This is a genomic window from Streptomyces sp. NPDC058052 (assembly GCF_042885515.1).
Taxonomy (GTDB): Bacteria; Actinomycetota; Actinomycetes; order Streptomycetales; family Streptomycetaceae; genus Streptomyces.
The window spans coordinates 85,677-104,346 of the sequence record NZ_JBHVRX010000012.1 but is presented as its reverse complement, the minus strand read 5'-3'; the positions used below and the strand labels follow the sequence as shown (position 1 = coordinate 104,346).

Below are 18,670 nucleotides of genomic sequence, written 5' to 3'. Positions count from 1 at the left end.
GGTCAGGCGGTGATCCAGTCGGAGGTGGCGATCACCGGCTGCACGCCGTCGCGGTGGACGGTGCCCTCGATGAGGCCGTACATGCGGTCCGCCGCGAAGTACACCTCGTTGTCGTTCTTCAGGCCGAACGGCTCCAGGTCCACCAGGAAGTGGTGCTTGTTCGGCAGGTTGAGCCGCACCTCGTCGACGGTCGGCACGTGGTCGAGGACCCGGCAGGCCATCGCGTGCAGGGTCTGCTGGAGCGAGTAGCTGTACGTCTCCGCGAACGCCTCCAGCATGTGCCGGCGGGCCTTCCGGTACGAGCGGTCCCAGTCGTGCTCCGGGTCCGCCGCCGCCGTGGCCGAGTGGGCCCAGCGGGCGGTGACCTTGGTGGCCAGGATCCGGTCGTACGCCTCCTGGAGCGTCGTGTACGCGTCCTTGATGTAGCCGTGGAACTCGGAGTTGGTCGAGTTCATCACCGTCAGGTCCTTCAGTCCGGACAGCACCTGGAGGCCGGTGGTCCCGCTGTACGTGATCTGCGCGGTGCGCACCTCCTGGCCCTGGCGGACGAAGGAGTGCTGCTCCTTGCGGGTCGGCACCGGGATCCGCTCCCAGGCGAACTCCTCGACGCGGATCTGCGCCTCGCGGATCACCGGCTGCGAGGTCACGAAGTGCCGGGCGAGGAGGATGCCGAACGCCTCGGGGGAGGCGATGCCGTGCTCCTTCGCGAAGGCGTAGACCGTGTTCTTGGTGGTGTCGGTGGGCAGACAGTTGCCGTTGTCGCCGGTCAGGTGGACGTCGCGGTACTCGCCGCGCAGCGCCACCGACACGTTCAGGTCGCGGATCTCGTGCCAGGCGCCGTCCTCGCCGCCCCGGCGGGCGATCCTGACGATGCGGTTCTCGGCCTTGCCGTACTGGTTCTGGGCCAGGACGTGCTTGCTCATGCGGTTCAGCTCCTGCGGGTACGCGGATACGGATATCCCGTACGCCCGGCGTCCAGCGCCTCCGCGTCCCGCGGTGGTGCGCTCCCCGCCGTCCGGCCCGTGAACGGCGGACCGCCCCGGGACTGACTCGCATCCCGGTCCGTAGGTGGTGGCTCGAAGATAAGTGCCTTCCAGGCGGCTGGCAATGGGGGAGCGGCCGGGTCAGAAGGGCAGCACCCGGGTCTCGGCCGCCGGCAGGCCCTTCGCCCACCAGTGGTCGTACCGCGCGTACACCCGCGGGTCGCGGCCGGCGAGCAGCCCCCCGAGCGACGCCGCCTCGGCCGCGAGCCCGTCCCAGTCGGCGCCCGTCAGCGGGTGGAAGGCGGCCGCCTCGATCCCGCCCTCGACCGGCCGCCAGGCCCCGGCCACGTACCCGTCGACCAGCAGCGTGGGCAGCACGTCGCCGTTGATCCGTATGACGTGCCTGCGGTACGCGGGCGGCACGATCCTGCTCCGGTCCGCGTACGCCAGCAGCGTGCTGTCCCACATCGCCATCAGGCGCGGCGGGGCCGGCGCGGCCCCGTCCGGGCGCACCGCCCCCGGCAGGTCGTACAGCACCGTGCCGTCCGGGCCCGCCAGGACCTCGGCCGCGCCCTCCCGGACGAGCGCGTCGAGCGCCGCGCGCGCCCGGCCGCGCTGCACCAGGCCGAACTGGCCCAGGTCCGCCGCCGACGCGGGCCCGAACCCCGCCAGATAGCGGCGGGCCAGCGTCTCCAGGCCCCGGGCCGCCGCCTCCGGGCCGGTGCCCGCCGGTTCGGGGCCCGCCGCGACGAAACCGGGGGAGGAGGTGTACTGCCACGGCGGGCCGCTCGGCACGTGCCACAGCGGCGCGTACTGCCGCAGCATCCGTCCGGCCGCCGGGGTGAGGCTCCCGCCGCCCCAGGACTCCTCGGCGCGGGCCCGCAGTTCGTCGCCGGTCCGGGGCCGGTCCGCGTACGCGAGGAGCCCGGGCAGCAGCGTGTCCGCGTCGTCCGGCGTGATCCCGGTCTCCGTGAACCTGCGGTCGCGCAGCCGGCTCCCGCGCAGCGTCGGCTCCACCGCCTCCCGGAACGGCCGGTAGTCGTCGGCGTGGACGAGGTGCAGGGTGATCCGCATCAGGGTCGAGCGGACCAGCCGGAACTCCTGCACGGCCGTGTCCAGTCCGGCCGGGTCGAAGCCCTCCACCCGGTTCCACAGCGCCACGTAGGGCGAGCCCGGCTGCTGCGCCTGGAGCGCCACCACCCGCCGGACCGCCTCCTCGGCGCCGACCCGCTCCCGGGCCAGCAGCAACTGGCGCGCGAGGGTCGCCCGGTTGAGGGCGCGGGCGGTGAGGGCGGACGGGGGCTGCGCGGGCGCGGTCATGGTTCCGATTGTGACGCGGGGGTCCGACAACGGGCCCGGGGCGCGACAAAGCGCTCACGTGTTCGAACTGACGGACTGTGGTCGTCCGAACGGGATCGTCTTGTCGATGCACGGGTCTTCCCAGTAACGTCGATGACGTGTTATCAGACGCACATCACTCGGGGCGGCCGGACGGGACGCCGGGCGGGCACGGCGAGCGGCTCCGCCGCGTCTCGCCCGTCCGCTCCCTGGACTTCGGCGACCACCGTCTGACCTATCTCGCCGACGGCTTCGTCCAGCTGGCCCCCCGCGCGTGGTTCCCCGGGACCACCGCGGAGACCTGGGCGCGGCACGCGGGCCACCTCGACGGCGACGGGCACCTGGTGGCGTCCGTGGGCGGACTGCTCGTGGAGCACGGCGGCAGGGCCCTGCTCATCGACACGGGCTATGGGCGGCGGCGGACCGGGAGCGCCGACAGCTACCCGTTCCTCGGCGCCGAGGAGGGGGGCCTGCTGCCGGCGAACCTGGCCGCGTCCGGCGTGAGCGTGGACGCGATCGACACGGTCGCCTTCACCCACCTCCACGAGGACCACGTCGGCTGGGCGTTCACGCCCGCCGCGGACGGTCCCGGGCTCCACTTCCCGCGGGCGCGGTACGTCACCTCCCGCTACGAGTGGGCGCACTGGAGCGGCACCTTCTCCGACGCGCTCGCCCGGGAGCTCCGGGGCAGGGCCGTCGGGGTCGCGGACGGCGAGGAGATCTTCCCCGGCGTCACGGCCTGGGCGACGCCGGGGCACACGGACGGGCACACCTCGTACGTGATCACCTCGGGCGACCGCAGGCTGCTGGTCCTCGGCGACGCGCTGCACAGCGCCGTGCAGATCGAGGTCCCGGAGTGGCGGGTGCTGGTCGACGCGGGCCGGGACGTCGCGGTGGAGACCCGGCTGCGGATCATGAAGGAGCTGGCGCGGCCCGACACGGTGGGGTTCGGCGGCCACTTCGCCGACGTCGTCTTCGGACGGGTCGTCACCGACGGTTCCCGGAACCGCTGGGAGCCCCTGCCGACGACGGGTGACGGCGACTGTTGCTGACGCACACGTCACATTGATCACAGCGGCGCCTCCCGTCCCGGGGGGCGCGAGGCCGCCGGAGCGTTCCGGCGGCGGCGCCCGCGGTCCGGGAGCGATCCCGGAAGCGCCGGTGCCGAGGTGTCCGCGCGGGTGGGGCAAGGGGGCCCGGGCCGCTTCGGAAGCAGCCGTTCCGGCGAGGCCGGACGGTTCGTCGGCGTACCCTCCACACGTCCATGACCTGCGAAGTAACAGGTTGTCGACGAAGATCGGCACGTGTAACCGTAAGGCTATGCATTCGTGGAGCGGCTGACACACATCTATATGATGATCAGTCGATCGTCTGTGTGTTTGGAGGGCCGCACATCCTCCCGCCACCACGTGGCGGTCGCGGATCACGCTTAGGGGGAAGCTGTCATGACCGCAAAGAGATGTGACATCTGCTCACCAGAAGTCACAAACGCAATCATCGCCGACTTCGCCGACCGCCTCCGGGCCGCCGGCAGTGTCCTGGCCCTGGACGAGAGCGTCCGGCCGGAGGTGGAGCAGCAGGCGCGGCACATCGTGGCCGAGTTCCAGCGCGGCCTCCACGACGAGTGCGAGGAACGGCCCGCCGAACAGCTCGACGCGGAGTTCGCCTCGCTGGAGCTCGGCGCCCGGCGCGCCGTCCAGCACATCCCCGCCCGCGAGTCGCTCAGAGCCGCCCGCATCCTGCGGGACACCGTCCTCGACGCGCTGCCCGGCATGCTCGCCGGACTGGCCCCCGAGGAGGCCCTGCCCCGCGGCCTCGCCGCCGTCAGGGCGCTCGGCCGCGCGATCGACGCCCGGGTGTCGGCGGCCGAGATCGGCTACGACGCCTTCCTGATGTGCGGCGGCGACCAGCTCGCCGCCGCCCACGGCTCCCGGCTGGCCCGCGAGGTCCACGACCGGATCGGCAGCAACCTCGGCCTCGCCCTGCGCTACCTGGAGCTCCACGAGCTGGAACAGGGCCGCACGGAGGACGCCCCGGACCGGATCGACGCCGCCAAGGCCGCCCTCCTGGACACCTTCGGCTTCGTCCGCGAGCTCGTCAGCGGCCTCCGGGTGCCCCGGACCGGCTCGGGCCTGCGGACCCACCTGATGAACTACGCGGCCGTCTCCCGGCCCGCGGGCACCGACGTCGACATCCAGGTCAGAGGGCCCGCCGACCAGCTGCCGCCCCTCCACCAGGACGAGGTCTTCCTCGTCCTGCGGGAGTGTCTGCGCAACAGCTTCGCCCACTCCGGCGCCACCGAGGTGCGCGTCCGGGTCGTCATCGACCCCCACGGCCTGGAGGCCCGGGTCACCGACAACGGCCAGGGGATCGGCGTCCCGGCGGCGGCCCTGCTCCGGGGCAACGGCCTGGCGTCCATGCGGGAGCGGATCGCCGCGCTCGGCGGCACCCTGAGCCTCACCGGGCCGGCCGGCCGGGGCACCTCCGTACGGTTCCACGTCCCGCGCCGCCGCACCGAGGGCGCGCTCGGGATCAGCGCATGAGCGAGGACGCCCCCGGAGTCGTACGGATCCTCGCCGCCGACGACCACACCCTGCTGCGCAGCGCGCTCTGCACCATGCTCGGCAAGGAGCCGGGCCTGGAGGTCGTCGGCCAGGCCGTGGACGGCCCGACGACGGTCCGGCTCGCCACCCGGCTCCAGCCCGACGTCGTCCTGCTCGACCTGGAGATGCCGGGGCCCGGCCCGCAGGCGACCCTGCGGCAGCTCCGGGCCGTGGCGCCCGGCGCCCGCGTCGTCGTGCTCACCATGCACGACGACGGGGACCTGGTGCAGGCGCTGATCGCCGACGGTGCCTCCGGTTACCTCCACAAGTCGGCCAGCCGCGACATGCTGCTCTCGGCCATCCACAGCACGGTGGCCGGGGGCACCACGGTGTTCACGCCCTGGCGGCCGTCCGCCCCGCCCCGGCCCGCGGACGCCCCGGAGCCACCGGTCCTCACCTCGCGTGAGCGCGAGGTGCTCGCCTGCGTGGCCGAGGCCATGAGCAACCGCCAGATCGGACGGAAGCTGGGCATCACCGAAGGGACGGTCAAGCGGCACCTGCGGAACATCTTCGCCAAGCTGGAGGCCACCACCCGGCTCGACGCGGTCAACAAGGCGCTCTCCGCCCGGCTGATCGGCCGCTGAGCCGGGCGGCCGGCCCGCCCGTCAGGCGCACCCCACGGCCAGCAGCCCCACGGCGAGACCCGCGTTGGCCGCGTACTGCGTGACCATGAACGCCCGGTAGGGGGCGCGGGCGCGGTCCGGCCGCGGGCGCAGGCAGCGCCACGCGACCCAGCCGGCGCCCGCCGCGAGCGGCACCGCGCCCGCCAGCACCACCGGGTCGCCCAGCAGGGCGACGGCGAGACCGGCCGCCCCCAGGACGGGGGCGGCGACCGCCACGAAGTGCCGCGCCGCCCGCTCGCCGCGCACCACGGCGAGGGTGGACCGGCCGGCCGCCGCGTCGCCGGGGACGTCGCCGAGGTCCTTGGAGACGGCGCCGACGGCCCCCATCCACAGGGCGAGCACACCGCACAGGGCGAGCGGCCCGGTCGCCATGGAACCGTGCACGGCGACGGCGCCGGCGAGATAGGCGACGAGCCCCGCGGCGGTCACCACGACCGCGCCGGACGCGGTCCGGCGCTTCGCGGTGAACGGGGGCATCGAGTAGGCCCAGCCGAGCACCAGCAGGAGGGCGACGAGCCCGGCGAGGCCGGGGACCGAGGCCGCGAGCAGCAGCGAGACCACCGCGCTCCCGGCCACCACCCGGGCGCCGGTGCGGGCCGGGAGGTCGCCGCGCGCGATGGGGCGCCGCGATCCGTTGACCCGGTCCTCGGCGATGTCCCGCACCCCGTTGAGCAGGTACGTGGCCAGCACCGCGCCGTACAGGGCCGCCGCGCCGGCCAGGACGTCCCACGCCGCGGGCCGCCCGCCGCCGGCGGCCGTGGCGCAGAGCGCGCCGAGCGCGAAGCGGGTGAGGAAGACGAGCTGGACGACGGGCCGGGCCTCCGCGACGCAGTGACGGGCCACGGTGAACGCGCGCCGGGGCAGGGCGGCGCCCGGCAGCGCTCCGGCGGCGGGGCCGTGGTGCGGGGTGACGGTCACGGTGTGCTCCAGGGGACGGGGGTGGTCGCCGAGAGGCGCCCCTGCCGTACCGACACAGAGGCGCCTCGGGGGTGCCGGTCCTTCGCGCGGACCGGCGGTGGGTCAGCTCGCCGACGGGGTGGCGGACTTGCCGCCCCGCAGCAGGAGGGCGATGGCCGCGAGCAGCACCAGGCAGGTCGCGGCGAGCACCCAGAGGACGGTGTGGAAGGAGCCGTCGTAGGCGTCGACCAGGAAGTCGACGAAGCCGTCGCGCTGTGCGGCGGGGACGGCCTCGGCCGGGCCGCTGATGTTGCCGCCGGCCGCGGTGCCGGCCACGGTGGCCGCGTCGCCGGCGCCCGGGAAGGCGGCGATGCCGTCGCTGGTGCGGCCGGTGAGGAGGGTGGCGAGCAGCGAGCCGTAGACGGCGACCGCGATGGCCTCGCTGCCGAGGCGCAGGGTGTTGAGGAACCCGGCGGCCATGCCGGCCCGCTCCGGGGCGATCAGGCTCAGCGCCTCGCCGTCGACGAGGCCGGCGGCGAGGGCGTACCCGGCACCGGTGATGAGCATCGGCAGGGCGACCAGCGCGATGTTCACGTCCGGGGAGAAGAGGGAGAGTCCGGCGACGCCGACCACCAGGCAGACCAGGCTCACGAAGATGATGGTCATCGCCTGGACGCCCTTGGCCACCAGCTTCGCGGCGATCAGCGGGAAGACCAGCATGGGGAAGGTGAGCAGCACCATGATGAGGCCGGCCGAGCCGCTGGAGTAGCCGCTCGCCGCGGTGAGGTAGCTCGGCAGGTACGTCAGCATGGTGACGAAGGCGAACGAGCCGGCGACCGGCACCAGGCACAGGGCGAGGAAGCGGCGGTTGGCCACGGCGCCCAGGTCGAGCATGGGGTGGGGGTGCCGCTTCTCCACCGCGGCGAAGGCGATCAGCGCCACGACCGTGCCGGCGAAGAGGCCGAGGACGCCCGGGCTGGCCCAGCCCCACTGCGAGCCCTGGGCGATGCCGGTGGTGAGCAGCAGCATCGCGACGACGAAGAGGGCGGTGCCGGGGACGTCGATGCGGGCGTCCGGGTTGCGGGTCTCGGTGACGCTCTTGCTCATCGCGGGGACGGTGAGCAGGACCAGGCCGAGGACGACGGCGTGCAGGGCGAAGACCCAGCGCCAGCCGGCGGTCTCGATGAGCAGGCCGGAGAGGGAGGGGCCGAAGGAGACGCCGAGGCCGGCGACGGTGCCGAAGAGGGCGAACGCCCGGCCGCGGGCGGGGCCTTCGAAGACCGTGGAGAGCAGGGCCGCGCCGCAGGCGAAGATGGCCGCGCCGCCGATGCCGGCGAGGGCGCGGGCCGCGTCCAGGACGTAGACGTCGGCGGCGAAGACGCTGACGAGCGAGGCGACGGCGTAGAGGGCCGCGCCGATGGTGAAGGCGCGGACGCGGCCGATGATGTCGGCGATCGAGCCCCAGGCGAGGGTGAGGCAGGCGAAGGCGACGTTGAAGGCGTTGACCACCCACTGGAGCGGAACCAGGCTCGCGTCGATGTCGGCGCCGATGTAGGGCAGGGCCACGCCCGTGCCGGAGATCGAGGTGGGGACGACGAAGATCGCCAGCAGGACCGCACTCAGGATCAGTGTCTGCCGCTGGGGTGCGGCCTGGCCCGTGCCGGGTGAGGCGGCCTCTGCCCCGGTGGGGACGGACTCGGTCTGTGTCATTGGAAGAAGCTCCCGTTCCAGCGGCGTTCGTGGGGAAGGTTCGGAATTTTTCGAACCTAGGTTGGCAGAGGCGGAGGTACGATGCAAGTGAAACCTGACAAGTTCGGCGGTCCGTGGACGCGGGCCGCCCCCGCCGGACGGCGGTCGAGCCGAGCGAAGGAGCGCAGGCGCATGCCCGACGAGGAAGGACACCCGACCCGGGACGAGATGGACCTGCTGACGGTCCTGAACGCGCTCTCCGACCCCCTCCGGTACGAGGTGATCCAGACCTTCCTGACGCTTCCCGACGCGACCGAGCGGACCTGTCTCTCCTTCGGCTTCCCGGTCTCCAAGTCGACGCTCAGCCACCACTTCCGGATCCTGCGCGAGTCCGGTCTGGTGCAGCAGGTCAACCGCGGCAACAGCCGCAAGGCGCACCTGCGCAGGGAGGACCTGGAGGCCCGCTTCCCCGGCCTGCTCGACCTGCTGGCGGACAACCCGCTCGCCCGCCGGACCGGGACGGACCCCGGAGCGGAGGACGCAGCACCAGCGCGGTGACGAGCAGCCCGTCCCGGGCCACCCACCGGCCGCCGACCACCCGGACCCGGTCGCCGACCACCCGGACCCGGTCGCCGGCCGCCCCGACCCGGTCGCCGGCCGCCCGGACCCGGCCGGCGCGCCCCGGCGCGGCGACCCGCGCCCGGAACGTGCCGGCCACCGGATCTACCGTGATCAGCGCGTCCCCGAAGCCCAGTTCGCCCAGCACCGGGGAACACGCCTTGTAGACGCACTCCTTGGCGCTGAACAGGAGCCGGTCCCAGTTCACCCCGGGCCGCTCCGCCGCCAGCCGTGCCACCCAGGCCCGTTCGGCCGCCAGCGACACCCTCGGCAGCATGCCCGGGTGCCGCAGCGGCTCGTCCGGCTCCGCGTCCACCCCGAGCGACAGGACCTCGGCGGAGCGGGCGACCGCCGCCGCGTGGTAGCCCCGCGTATGGGTCATGCTGCCGGTCAGCCCGGCGGGCCACAGCGGTTCCCCGCGCGGTCCGCGCGGGACGGCCGCCGGAGGCTCCCCGAGCCGGCGCATGCCCCGGCGGGCGCAGTCGCGGACCGCGGCGAACCGGGCCCGCCGCACCGCCGCCATGCCCGCCGCCGCGGCCTCCTCCTCGGGGAAGAGCCGGACCCCGTCCGGCAGCCGGAACCCGTCGAAGGCCGCGACCCCCGCCGGGAACAGTTCCTGGATCACGGCCGGCCCGCGCCTTCCGGTCCCGGCCCCGGTACGGGGACGCGTGCCGCCCCCGGCTCCGGCACCCACTCCGGCACGGGCACCGGCTCCGCCCCGCTGAGCAGCCGGTCCCGCAGCGACAGGACCTCACGGGACGGCTCCATGCCCAGCTCCCGCCGGAGCAGCGCGCGCAGTTCCTCGTACGCGGCGAGCGCCTCGGCCCGCCGGCCCGACCGGTGCAGCGCGCTGATCAGCCGCGCGTGCCGCCACTCGTCGAACGGATGGAGCGCGACCAGGCCCCGCAGCTCGTCGACGATCTCCCGGTGCCGGCCGCGCCGCATGTCCGCCTCCAGGCGGGCCTCCAGCGCCCGGTCCCGCAGCGCCGTCAGTCCGGCGGCGAGCGGTTCCAGCACCGGCCCCAGACGGACGTCGGACAGGACCGGCCCGCGCCACAGCGCCAGCGCCCCGCGCAGCACGGTGGCCGCCTCCTCCACCCGCCCCTCGGCGAGCAGCCGGCCGCCGCGCGCGTGGGCGGCCCGGAAGAGACCGGCGTCCACCCCGCCCCCGGGGGTCTCCAGCAGATAGCCGTGCGGCCGGCCGGCCAGCCGCGGCCGCAGCCGCTCCTCGACCGGCAGCGAGGCGAACCACTTCCGCAGGTGGTAGACGTGGGTCCGGGCCGTCATGACGGCGCTCCCCGGCGGATCGCCCGCCCAGAGCTCGGCGACGAGGTCGTCGAGGCTCACCAGCTCGTCCGCCCGGACGGCGAGGAGCGAGAACACCTTGCGCAGCTTCGGCCCGCGGAGCGTGAACTCCCGGCCGCCGGCCGACAGGCTCAGGGCGCCGAGGACGCCCAAGCGCGTGGTGCCCGCCCCGGTCCCGTTCTCCGTCATGCCCCTGCCCCCGTGTCCGCTCCGCGCCCGCTCCGAAGCCGTTCCGGAGGCGCGTTCCGACGCTAACGAGCCCGTCGGCGGGAACTCCATGCCTCTACCGCCCAGGAGACATCGGGCGTACGTCCAAAGGAACATGCCCGCGCGGTGCCCCGGCCCGGCCGGGACACCGCGCGGGACGTGCGCGGCGGGCTACCAGCGCACCGGCAGCGAGGTGGGCCGGCGCAGCAGCGCGCCCTCGTCCCACGGCAGCGACGCCGGGTCGGCGTCGAGCGCGAGCCCCGGGAACTCGCGGACCAGCCGGGTCAGGATCCCGCCGATCTCCAGCCGGGCCAGCGCGGCGCCCAGGCAGTGGTGCATGCCGTAGCCGAACTGGAGGTGCCGCTTGCCCTTGCGGTCCGGGTCGATGACCAGCGGGCGCTCGTACACCGACGGGTCGCGGTTGGCGGCGAACGCGTCCGCGTAGACGACGTCGCCCGGGTGGATGGTGCCCTCGCTCGTCACCACCTCGCGGTGGGCGACGCGCGGGAAGGTCGACATGGTGCCCAGCGGGACCAGCCGGATCACCTCCTCGACCAGCTGCGGCACCACGTCCGGGTCCTCGACGGCCCGCTGCCACAGCGTCGGCGCGCTCAGCAGCACGAGCGCCGCCTTGGCCAGCACCGACAGCACGTTCTGGTCGATCGCCACCAGGGCGGCGAAGACCAGCCCGACCAGCTCCTTGTCCTCCAGCGGAGGCTCGGCCTCGTCACGGCCGGCGAGAAACCCCTCGATCAGCCCGCCCGGCACGACCGGCCGCTTCCCGGCCACCAGGTCGGAGACGTAGCCGTACGAGGTGAAGAACTCCTCCATCAGGCCCGGGACGTCGTCGTGCAGGGCCTTCTGGATGGTGGGGGAGTGCGGGCGGAAGTACGCCACGTCCTCCTCCGGGATGCCGAGGAAGCGGCAGGTCACCTCGATCGGTACGGGGTCGAGGACCGCGGTGTACAGGTCGGGGCGCTCCTGGGCCCGCAGGTCGGCGAAGCGCCGGGTGACGACCTCGTCGAGGAACGGGGCCATCCGGGCCACGGCGTTGGCGCTGTAGTCCGCCGTCACGAACCGCCGCATCCGGGAGTGGTCCGGGCCGTCCAGGTTGATCAGCATCTCGGGCGGCAGCGTCGTCGGGAAGAACGTGGGCCCGCCCTCGACGTTGGTCTCGGCGCGGCCGAAGGTGGAGTCGGTCAGCACCTTGTGCACGTCGGCGTACCGGGTCAGGTGCACCACGTGGTGCCCGCTCGGCAGCCGCACCTGCGGCAGGCCGCCGGCCGAGCGCTCCGGGACCGGGACGTAGGGCGGCTCGGGGTCGAGGCGGGGGACGTCGGCGACGGTGACGCCCGCCTCCACCGCTTCCGCCGTCTCCGTGGAGAGGGTCATGTCAGGGCTCCTTCGGACGTCCGGGAGGTAAGGGAGGCGGTCACAGCAGGCCGGACAGGCCGGCCAGGCCCGTCACGGCCCGCAGATCGGCCAGGGTCTGCTCGTCGTCGCCGAAGAGCACCGTCCGCCAGCCCTGGGCGCGGGCCGCGACGAGGTTCTCCTCGACGTCGTCGATGAGGAGGCAGTCGGCCGGGGCGACGCCGGCGGTCTTCGCGGCGATCTCGAAGATCTCCGCGTCGGGCTTGCGGCAGCCGACGGCGGAGGAGTCGATGAGCACGTCGACCTCGCCGACCGGGGCGATGATCGCCTTCCAGTACGGACCCCACTCGACGACGTTGTTCGACAGGACGCCGGTACGGACGCCGTTCTCCTGGAGGTACCGGTAGGCGCGGACCATCACCGGGTTGGCCTCGACGCCGTCGAACCACTGCTCGCCGAAGGTCCGCAGCCGGGCCCGCGAGAGGTCGATCCCGGGGTTCTGCGCGGCCAGCACCCGGGCCAGCCGGGTGCCCCACTCGGGCTCGGTGAGCGCCCCGATCTCGACGGGCGCCATGGTGGGCATCCCCAGCTCGTCGGCCACGCCCTTGATCGCGGCCTTCAGCTGGGACGGGGTGATGCCGGTCTTGACCTCGTACGCCTCGTAGATGCGCTCCAGGGGCGGGGAGAGGACGCCGCCGAAGTCGAACCAGATCATGGAGGGCTGAGTCATGGGAATGCCTTTCGGGCGAGAGGGAGTTCTCGGCGCGCGCGGGGCGGCGAGGCCGGGCGGCGGGAGCGGCGCGGCGGGGAGATCGGGCGGCGGGAGGCCGGGCGGGAGAGGGCGGGCGAAGGGGAGCGGGTCAAGGGGAGCGGGCGTGGGGGAGCGGGTGAGGGAGGCCGGGTGGGGGAGGCCGGGTGGGGGAGGTCAGGCGAGGGAGAGCGAGACGGACGCGACGGTCCCGCCGTCCTGCTCCGCCCGCATCAGCCAGGAGCCGGGGCCGTGCTCCGGCTCGGGCGCGGCCGACAGCCGCACCGGGCGGTCCAGTTCGGCGAAGCGGTCGAAGGAGCCGTCCAGGCGCACCACCCGCGCCTCCCCCGCGCCGCCGTCCGCGAGCAGCAGCCCGCACTGGCGGGCCGCCTCGCTGAACACCATCGCCGGGACGTGGTCGTAGGGGTGGTCGTACATGCTGCGGTTGCGGAAGCTGCGGGGGCTCAGGGCCGCCGTCACGGACCCGTCCGCCGCGCGCACGTCGTCGAGGACGGCGTTCACCGGGTCCAGCCGGCCGACCGCGGCGGGCGCGACCGGCTCGCCGGCCGGCTCGGCGGGCAGGCCGAACGCGGTCGGCACCTCCCCGCCCCGCTGCATGTACCGCAGCGAGTGGTACTGGTCCGTCGGCGTGGACCGGACGTCCATGGTGAGCCGGCCCAGCGGCCGGCCGTCGAGGGCCAGGTCCATCGCGAACTCCAGCCGCCGCAGCCGCCCGCCGCGCTCGTGCCGCCCCGTCACCTCGCCGGCGATGGCCAGTTCGCCCGGCCGGGTGCCGCACGCCAGCGCCTCCGGGTCGGCGATCTCCAGGGACCACGCCGTCACCATGAAGGTGGTGGCGGCCGGGACGCCCTGGTGCAGATGGGCGGCGCAGGTCACGGACTGCCGGCACGCCTCCAGCACCAGCAGCACGTCATGGTGGCCGTCGCGCCCCGCGTGGTCGCGGAAGTAGGCGTGCGAGAGCGGCAGTTGGGCGGCGGCCTCGAAGCGCCGCCCGTCCAGGCCGCGCGAGCCGGTCAGGAAGACCTCGGAGAGCGACCAGCGGTGGACCAGGCCGCGCGGCACGGTCTGCTCGTAGGTGAGCGCGGGCCTCTCCTCGGCCTCCGCGGCCTCCCCGCCGTGCGGGAGGAGGAGGGAGCTGCTTTCCACGGTGGATCTCCAGTCGGTGGGTCGGTCGGGGGTCGGTCGGTGGTTCGGTTCGGCGGGTCGGGGGCCGGTGCGCACGGGCGCGGGAGGTGGTGGCCGTCAGGCGGTGGCGGGCCGGGCGACGACGGCCGCGCCGACCGAGCCGTCCTGGCCGACGGCGGTCAGGACGGCGGCCCGTTCGCCCGCGGTCCGCCCGTCGCCGGCACCGTCCCGCCAGCGGGCGAGCACGGCCGCCAGCCGGAGCGCGGTGGACGCCGCGTACGTCTCGCCGAGGGCGTCGTCGACGCGCAGCACGCGCTCGGCCGGCAGCGGGCCGAACACCTCGCGCAGCGCCCGCCGTTCGACCGCCGCCCAGCCGCGCCGCGCACCCGCGCCCGGCACGACGAGGGGCAGCCCTTCGCCGGTGCCGGCCGGTCCGCTGCGCAGCAGCGCCGTACGGACGCAGGCGGCGAGGCGCCGAGCCACGCCGAGCGGGCCGTCGGCCACGGGATCGGCGAAGCCGGTCTCGCAGGCGAGGAGCTGTCCGAGCACGACACCGTCCCCGGCACTCCCGGCACTCCCGGCACTCCCGGAGCTCTCGGCACTCACGGTGCTGCCGGCACGCTCGGCGCTCCCGGCGCTTCCGGCCGCCCCGAGCCGCAGGGCGAAGACCGCGCAGCCCTCGCCGAGCGCCGCCCCCGGGCGCAGCGCGCCCGCGCGGTGCCAGGCCCAGGCGCCGGCGGCGGACAGCTCCTCGACGCCGCCCGCCAGGAGCAGGTCGGCGTGCCCGTTGACCAGGGCGTTGCGGGCGTACCGCAGGGCGTGCAGGGAGGCGAGCGCGCCCCCGGACACCGTCGCGTTCAGCCCCGTGAGGCCGAGGCGGATCGCGGTCCGGCCGGCCGCCGAGTTCATCAGCGTGCCGGGGAACGCGGAGGGGTTGACCAGGTACGGCCGCTCCTGCACGAAGGTGTCGCGGAAGAACGCCTCCTGCGCGGCGGCGCTGCCGACATCGGTGCCGAGCACGATCCCGGTCCGCCCGGCGGCGTCGGTGCCCGGTCCGGCGGCGGCCAGGCACGCGCCCATCGCCAGCCGGTCGGTGCGGGACAGCCGGCTCAGGCCCTTCCGGCCGAGGACGGCCTCCGGCTCGAAGCCGGTGACGGCCCGGACCGGCAGCGGCGGCCAGACGCCGTCCGCGGCCGCCGCCGCGGGCCCGCCGCCGAGGGCGGTGAGAGCGGCGAGACCGGGGCCCGCCGCGCTGAACACGCCGTGGCCGACGATGTCGAGCGGGACGACCCCGGGGACCGGCGCCGCGCCGGCCGCCACCGTGGGCGCCGCGCCGGCCGTCGGTCCGGGGACTGCGATGGTGGTCATACCCCGGCCTTCCCGAAGAGCACGACGGCGTTGTTGCCGCCGAAGGCGAATCCGTGGTTCTGCACGATCCGGGGGCTCGCGTTCCGCCCGACTCCGGGCACGACGTCCACCGTCCCGAGCGCCGGGTCGACCGCGCGCACCGTCGCGCTGGGCGGCAGGAACCCGTCCCGCAGCGCCGCGCAGGACACCAGGGCCCCGAAGGCGGCGGCCGCGCCCATGGTGTGGCCGAGCATCGACTTGATGGAGCTGATCGGCGGCAGGTCGTCGCCGAACACCTCCCGTACGGCGGTGACCTCGGTGATGTCGTTGGCCCGGGTCCCGGTGCCGTGCGCGCAGATGTAGTCCACGTCGGCCGGGACGATCCCCGCCCGCTCGTGGGCGGTGCGCACGCAGTCGGCGATGGTGCCGGCGTGCGGATTGGTCATGTGCCGGGCGTCGCAGGTCATGCCGTGGCCGAGGACCTCGGCGTAGATCCGGGCCCCGCGGGCGACCGCCGCGTCGAGCGGTTCCAGCACCAGCGCGGCGCCGCCCTCGGCCGTGACGATCCCGTCGCGGTGCTCGTCGAAGGGGCGCGGCACGGACTCGGCGAGGGCGCCCAGCGCGTGGAAGCCGGCGTGGGTGGCGCGGTTCGACGCGTCGGCGCCGCCGCAGACGGCCAGGTCGGCCTCGCCGGAGCGGATCAGGTCGTAGGCGTAGCCCACGGCGTAGTTGCCGGCCGCGCACGCGGTGCCGAAGGTCATCGTCCCGCCGGTGAGGCCCAGTTCGGCGGCGGCGGCGCCGGCGATGCTGCCCGGCGAGGTGCGGCCGAGGAGGGCGGGGCCGACGGTGCCGGGGCCCGCGTCGACCGACCGGGCGACGACCCGCTCGACCTCCTGGGACTCGCCGTTGGTCGTCCCGAAGACGCTGACGCCCCGGTGCGCGGACAGGTCGTCCCCGTCCAGACCGGCGTCGTCGGCGGCGAACCGGGCGGCGACCGCGGCGAACTGCCCGCTGCGGCCCCAGCGTTCCGGGTCCGTGCGCCGCAGATGGGCCCCGGGCCTGAACCCGCGGACCTCGCCGGCCAGCGTGTGCTCGAAACCCGTCACGTCGAACTGCTCGGCCGGCCCGATGCCGTGCCGGCCGTACCGGACGGCGTCGACGAGCTCGTGGGCGCCGAGTCCGAGACTGCTCACCGCGCCGAGACCCGTGACGACCACCCGGCGGAGGGAGGGGGACGGCGTGGGCTGACTAGGCACCCACGGCCCCCGCGGCGTAGTGCTTGCCCACGAGCTCGTACGCCTCCGGCAGGGTGTCCAGCTCGGCGAGCTCGTCCTTCGGGATCCGGATGCGCAGGTCGCGCTCGAAGCGGGAGATGATCTCGATCACCAGCAGCGAGTCGGCGTCGAAGTCGTCCACGAAGCTGCTGTCCTCGGTGAGGTCGGAGGCGTCCACCTCCAGCACCTCGGCGACGATCCCCCGGATGCCCGCCCGGATGTCCTCGGGAAGCTGAGTGCCGGCCATGTCTTTCCCCTTCGCGCTGGCCGCCGCGGCCGGGGCACCCCTTTCGGGATTCCCGGCGCCGCCGGAATTCCGGCGTCCCCGTCATTCGGGGACACGGCGTCTCGGATTTCTTCTGCGATTCGGAATGAAAGTCGCGCCGCACCCTTCCGGGCAACGTTTCGATAGTGGTAGCAGGCCGTGTGTCGAAGGAGGTACACCCCCTTCCCACCTGCGCGGACACCGATCCGCGGGGGGTATTTCCGAAAAACTTCCACGCCGCTTCTATCGCGGCTCGGCAGACTCCTCCACCGGAATCCCTCAGGAAAGGCGGGGCGGAGATGATGCTGGCGGAACCGGTCGGTATTTCGGCCGCGGCGCTGTGGCTCCCGCACGGACGGGACCGGGCCGAGGACGCGGTCAGGGAAGGCCGGCTGACCCGGCGGCACGCACGGGACCTCGGCCACGAGGACGTCCCCGCGGCCGTCGACGAGTCGGCCCCCGACATGGCCGTCTCCGCCGCGTCCGACGTGCTGCGGGCGGCCGGGGTCGAGCCCAAGGAGCTCGACCTGACCTTCCACGCGAGCATGTACTACCAGGGCCACGACCTGTGGTCGCCCGCCCACTACGTCGCCCACCGCATCGGCGCCGAACGGGCCCTGCCCATCGGCATCCAGCAGGTGTGCAACGGCGGCAGCAGCGCCGTGCAGCTCGCCTCGGCGTATCTGACCGCCGCCCGGGCCACCGGCTCGCCGCGGTCCCGGCGCGCCCTCGTCACGACCGGCGACCGGTTCACCGCCCCCGGCTTCGACCGGTGGGCCAGCGACTACGGCGTGGCGTACGGCGACGGCGGCACGGCCCTCGTGCTCACCGCGCCCGCCGCCGACGACGACCCGCTCCTGCTCCTCTCGGTGGCCAGCACGGCCGCGCCCGAACTGGAGGAGATGCACCGGGGCGCCGACCCCTTCGCCCCCGTCCCGCGCGGTGTCCGCGACCGCGTCGACATGCGCGTCACCAAACGCGCCTATCTGCGGGAGCACGGCAACGAGGGGTTCGTCGCCGCCAACCTGCGCGGCATCCGCACCGTCGTCGGCGAGGCCCTCGTCGACGCGGGCATGCACCCCTACGACCTCCGGCTGCGCTACGCGGTCCTGCCCCGCTTCGGCCGCAAGACCCTGCGCGAGTCCTGGCGGGCCGTGCTCGCCGAGCACACCTCCGCCGAACCGCTGGAGTACGGCCACGCCACCGGACACCTCGGCGCGGGCGACGCCGTCGCGGGCATCGCCGACCTCGTGCGCGAGCGGGCGCTCGCCCCGGGGGAGGCGGCGCTGGTGTTCAGCGCGGGCGCCGGCTTCACCTGGTCCTGCCTGGTCGTCCAGGCACCCGACCGCTGAACCGTCCCGCACCCCGGGCGGAGGCGCCCGACCCCCTCGCACGTACCAGGAAAGGACGGCGGAAGAGCCGTGTCACGATCAGTGTTCATCACCGGAGCGAACCGGGGCATCGGACTGGCGGTGGCCCGCATGATGGCCGAGGACGGCGACCGGGTCGCCGTCGGCCACCGCGGCGGCGCCGTCCCCGAGGGCCTCCTCGGGGTGCGCTGCGAGGTCACCGACCAGGCGTCGGTCGACGAGGCGTTCGAGACGGTCGCCCGCGAACAGGGCCCCGTCGAGGTGCTCGTCGCCAACGCCGGCATCACCCGCGACACCCTGCTGCTGCGCATGGGCGACGACTCCTTCGACGAGGTGATCGACACCAACCTGCGGGGCGTCTTCCGTACGGTGCGGGCGGCGGCCTCGGTCATGCTGGCCGAGCGGCGCGGACGGATCGTGCTCCTCTCCTCCGCGCTCGGCTTCCTCGGCTCCCCCGGCCAGACCAACTACGCGGCCACCAAGACCGCCCTGCTCGGCTTCGCCCGCTCGCTGGCCTGGGAGCTGGGGCCCCGGGGCATCACGGTCAACCTCGTCGCGCCCGGCATCATCGAGACGGACATGACGAAGGACCTCAGCGACCGGCGCATGCGGGACACCATGCGGATGACCCCCGTCGGCCGCCCCGGCACCGACCGCGAGGTCGCCGCCGCCGTCCGCTTCCTCGCCTCCGATGACGCCGGCTACATCACCGGGGCGGTGCTCCCGGTGGGCGGCGGCATCGGCATGGGCATCTGACCGTCCGCCGTACCGTCCCCTTCCCCGCTCCGTCCTGCCCGGTCCTTCTCCGTACTGCTCCGCACTGCTCCGCACTGCTCCGCACTGCTCCGCACTGCTCCGTCCTCCGAACTCCCGGTCCGGGCGGCCG

17 protein-coding genes and 1 pseudogene are annotated in these 18,670 nt (G+C 74.7%); 6 read left to right on the top strand and 12 right to left on the bottom strand.

Features of this window, described 5'->3' with window-relative positions; genetic code table 11:
• Positions 1 to 2: 2 nt before the first annotated feature.
• Positions 3 to 923: a factor-independent urate hydroxylase gene (pucL, locus tag ACFVU3_RS18795; protein ID WP_390067422.1), complete on the bottom strand. Its 921-nt coding sequence runs from the start codon at positions 921 to 923 to the stop codon at positions 3 to 5.
• A 201-nt stretch (positions 924 to 1,124) separates the two neighbouring features.
• The gene (locus ACFVU3_RS18790; protein WP_390067420.1) at positions 1,125 to 2,303 is read right to left on the bottom strand and encodes a winged helix DNA-binding domain-containing protein; all 1,179 of its coding nucleotides are present in this window, start codon (positions 2,301 to 2,303) and stop codon (positions 1,125 to 1,127) included.
• Positions 2,304 to 2,440: 137 nt separating this feature from the next.
• On the opposite strand from ACFVU3_RS18790, the gene ACFVU3_RS18785 reads away from it, so the two are divergent.
• The 3 genes from ACFVU3_RS18785 (at position 2,441) to ACFVU3_RS18775 (ending at position 5,508) form a co-directional block, all read left to right on the top strand.
• Positions 2,441 to 3,373 carry an MBL fold metallo-hydrolase gene (locus tag ACFVU3_RS18785; RefSeq protein WP_390067418.1) on the top strand — a complete coding sequence of 311 codons (933 nt, stop codon included), beginning with the start codon at positions 2,441 to 2,443 and terminating at the stop codon, positions 3,371 to 3,373.
• Positions 3,374 to 3,766: 393 nt separating this feature from the next.
• Positions 3,767 to 4,864 carry a sensor histidine kinase gene (locus ACFVU3_RS18780; RefSeq protein WP_390067416.1) on the top strand — a complete coding sequence of 366 codons (1,098 nt, stop codon included), beginning with the start codon at positions 3,767 to 3,769 and terminating at the stop codon, positions 4,862 to 4,864.
• Positions 4,861 to 5,508, top strand: a complete 648-nt coding sequence (locus ACFVU3_RS18775) for a response regulator (RefSeq protein WP_390067414.1) — start codon at positions 4,861 to 4,863, stop codon at positions 5,506 to 5,508. The genes ACFVU3_RS18780 and ACFVU3_RS18775 overlap by 4 nt, the downstream gene beginning before the upstream one ends.
• A 21-nt stretch (positions 5,509 to 5,529) precedes the next feature.
• Here the strand turns inward: ACFVU3_RS18775 and ACFVU3_RS18770 are convergent, their stop codons facing one another.
• Together ACFVU3_RS18770 and ACFVU3_RS18765 are read right to left on the bottom strand one after the other, a co-directional pair.
• The gene (locus tag ACFVU3_RS18770; RefSeq protein ID WP_390067413.1) at positions 5,530 to 6,465 is read right to left on the bottom strand and encodes a UbiA family prenyltransferase; all 936 of its coding nucleotides are present in this window, start codon (positions 6,463 to 6,465) and stop codon (positions 5,530 to 5,532) included.
• A gap of 102 nt (positions 6,466 to 6,567) precedes the next feature.
• The gene (locus ACFVU3_RS18765) at positions 6,568 to 8,154 is read right to left on the bottom strand and encodes an MFS transporter (RefSeq protein ID WP_390067411.1); all 1,587 of its coding nucleotides are present in this window, start codon (positions 8,152 to 8,154) and stop codon (positions 6,568 to 6,570) included.
• A 171-nt stretch (positions 8,155 to 8,325) separates the two neighbouring features.
• Between ACFVU3_RS18765 and ACFVU3_RS18760 the strand changes: the two genes are divergently transcribed.
• Positions 8,326 to 8,691: an ArsR/SmtB family transcription factor gene (locus ACFVU3_RS18760; RefSeq protein WP_390067410.1), complete on the top strand. Its 366-nt coding sequence runs from the start codon at positions 8,326 to 8,328 to the stop codon at positions 8,689 to 8,691.
• Between the two features lie 181 nt (positions 8,692 to 8,872).
• Here ACFVU3_RS18760 and ACFVU3_RS18755 read toward each other — a convergent pair.
• The 8 genes and pseudogenes from ACFVU3_RS18755 to ACFVU3_RS18720 all read right to left on the bottom strand — a co-directional run.
• Positions 8,873 to 9,376 (bottom strand): annotated as a pseudogene (locus ACFVU3_RS18755) (4'-phosphopantetheinyl transferase); the annotation flags it as partial.
• Positions 9,373 to 10,245, bottom strand: a complete 873-nt coding sequence (locus ACFVU3_RS18750; protein ID WP_390067408.1) for a BTAD domain-containing putative transcriptional regulator — start codon at positions 10,243 to 10,245, stop codon at positions 9,373 to 9,375. The pseudogene ACFVU3_RS18755 and the gene ACFVU3_RS18750, both read right to left, overlap by 4 nt.
• Before the next feature lie 189 nt (positions 10,246 to 10,434).
• A complete protein-coding gene (locus ACFVU3_RS18745; protein WP_390067406.1) occupies positions 10,435 to 11,655 on the bottom strand; it encodes a cytochrome P450 in 1,221 nt (406 codons plus the stop codon).
• A 40-nt stretch (positions 11,656 to 11,695) separates the two neighbouring features.
• Positions 11,696 to 12,364, bottom strand: a complete 669-nt coding sequence (locus ACFVU3_RS18740) for an HAD family hydrolase (protein ID WP_390067404.1) — start codon at positions 12,362 to 12,364, stop codon at positions 11,696 to 11,698.
• A gap of 195 nt (positions 12,365 to 12,559) precedes the next feature.
• Entirely contained in the window at positions 12,560 to 13,549 is a 990-nt protein-coding gene (locus ACFVU3_RS18735; protein WP_390067402.1) for an AfsA-related hotdog domain-containing protein, read from the bottom strand.
• A gap of 96 nt (positions 13,550 to 13,645) precedes the next feature.
• Positions 13,646 to 14,896: a beta-ketoacyl synthase N-terminal-like domain-containing protein gene (locus ACFVU3_RS18730; RefSeq protein ID WP_390067401.1), complete on the bottom strand. Its 1,251-nt coding sequence runs from the start codon at positions 14,894 to 14,896 to the stop codon at positions 13,646 to 13,648.
• Complete coding sequence (locus ACFVU3_RS18725) at positions 14,893 to 16,131, bottom strand: beta-ketoacyl-[acyl-carrier-protein] synthase family protein (protein ID WP_390067400.1); 1,239 nt, start codon at positions 16,129 to 16,131, stop codon at positions 14,893 to 14,895. The genes ACFVU3_RS18730 and ACFVU3_RS18725 overlap by 4 nt, the downstream gene beginning before the upstream one ends.
• Entirely contained in the window at positions 16,124 to 16,396 is a 273-nt protein-coding gene (locus ACFVU3_RS18720) for an acyl carrier protein (RefSeq protein ID WP_390067398.1), read from the bottom strand. Before ACFVU3_RS18720 ends, ACFVU3_RS18725 begins: the two co-directional genes overlap by 8 nt.
• A gap of 317 nt (positions 16,397 to 16,713) precedes the next feature.
• On the opposite strand from ACFVU3_RS18720, the gene ACFVU3_RS18715 reads away from it, so the two are divergent.
• Both ACFVU3_RS18715 and ACFVU3_RS18710 read left to right on the top strand, forming a co-directional pair.
• Positions 16,714 to 17,766, top strand: coding sequence for a ketoacyl-ACP synthase III family protein (locus ACFVU3_RS18715; protein ID WP_390067397.1), 1,053 nt, complete (start codon positions 16,714 to 16,716; stop codon positions 17,764 to 17,766).
• A gap of 69 nt (positions 17,767 to 17,835) precedes the next feature.
• Complete coding sequence (locus ACFVU3_RS18710) at positions 17,836 to 18,540, top strand: SDR family oxidoreductase (protein ID WP_390067396.1); 705 nt, start codon at positions 17,836 to 17,838, stop codon at positions 18,538 to 18,540.
• Positions 18,541 to 18,670: the final 130 nt, after the last annotated feature.